General features: G+C 50.8%; 1 protein-coding gene and 1 pseudogene. Both read left to right on the top strand.

Annotated features, from left to right (window positions below; all coding sequences use genetic code 11):
• Positions 1 to 285 (top strand): annotated as a pseudogene (gene tuf, locus PG900_RS22955) (elongation factor Tu); the annotation flags it as partial.
• A 112-nt stretch (positions 286 to 397) separates the two neighbouring features.
• Positions 398 to 940: a D-glycero-beta-D-manno-heptose 1,7-bisphosphate 7-phosphatase gene (gene gmhB, locus PG900_RS22950; RefSeq protein WP_180345306.1), complete on the top strand. Its 543-nt coding sequence runs from the start codon at positions 398 to 400 to the stop codon at positions 938 to 940.
• Positions 941 to 1188 lie beyond the last annotated feature (248 nt).

Below are 1188 nucleotides of genomic sequence, written 5' to 3'. Positions count from 1 at the left end.
CCGCACACCAAGTTTGAATCTGAAGTGTACGTGCTGTCCAAAGAAGAAGGTGGTCGTCATACCCCGTTCTTCAAAGGCTACCGTCCGCAGTTCTACTTCCGTACTACCGACGTGACCGGTACCATCGAACTGCCGGAAGGCGTAGAGATGGTAATGCCGGGCGACAACATCAAGATGGTTGTTACCCTGATTGCGCCGATCGCGATGGACGACGGCCTGCGTTTCGCTATCCGTGAAGGTGGCCGTACCGTAGGTGCTGGTGTTGTAGCTAAAGTTATCGCTTAATCGATACTTTAAATACGCACATGAAAGGGGTGGCTTCGGCCACCCCTTTTACTTTTGGGGCTTTAAATTGCCTGTGAGATACTTTGCGAAATCATTGATAGAGGTCGTTTCTGTGAGCAAACCAGCCATTTTTCTGGATCGTGATGGTGTCATCAACGAAGACACCGGTTATGTCAGCAAGGTAGATGATTTCCACTTTTTGCCCGGGGTCATTGAAGCCCTGCAGTTGATGAAGAAGAAAGGGTATCTGCTGGTCGTTGTCACCAACCAGTCTGGTATCGCCCGCGGTTATTTCAGTGAAGATGATTTCATGAACCTGACCGAGTGGATGGATTGGTCATTGGCAGATCGCGACGTGGACCTCGATGGTATCTACTTCTGCCCGCATCATCCGGAGCATGGTGCTCCCTGTGATTGCCGCAAACCAGAACCGGGAATGCTGCTGCTTGCCAAGCAAGAACTGAACATCGATATGAGCCGTTCTTATATGGTGGGTGACAAGCCTTCCGATATGAAAGCCGCCATCAATGCCGGGGTTGGTCATAAGATCATGGTCAGAACGGGCAAGCCGGTAACGGATGCTGGTGTCGAGCTGGCCGATGCCATCTATGACAATTTGCATGATTTTGCCGTAGCTGCCCCCACCGTGGCCTGATTTTGCTGGTTTTAAATGCTTTTTGGTGGCTTTGTGAGCGGTTGAACGATGAAAGCCATCTTTTTGTAATTATCTGCTTGCCAGAAAGTTTCAGCTCCCTATAATGCGCCTCCATCGACACGGCAAGCGGCAACGCAAACAACCGGGTCGGTCGCATCGAAAAGCCTTTGCAAATAAGGCTTGACTCGAGAAGGCGGTTGAGTAGAATGCCACTCCCGCAGCAGCCAAAAGCTGCGTCGTTCTTTAAC

Source organism: Aeromonas sp. QDB03, from assembly GCF_027707985.1.
Lineage (GTDB): Bacteria > Pseudomonadota > Gammaproteobacteria > Enterobacterales > Aeromonadaceae > Aeromonas > Aeromonas hydrophila.
The sequence above is the reverse complement of the archived record's forward strand: the minus strand, read 5'-3'. Positions and strand labels throughout refer to the sequence as shown.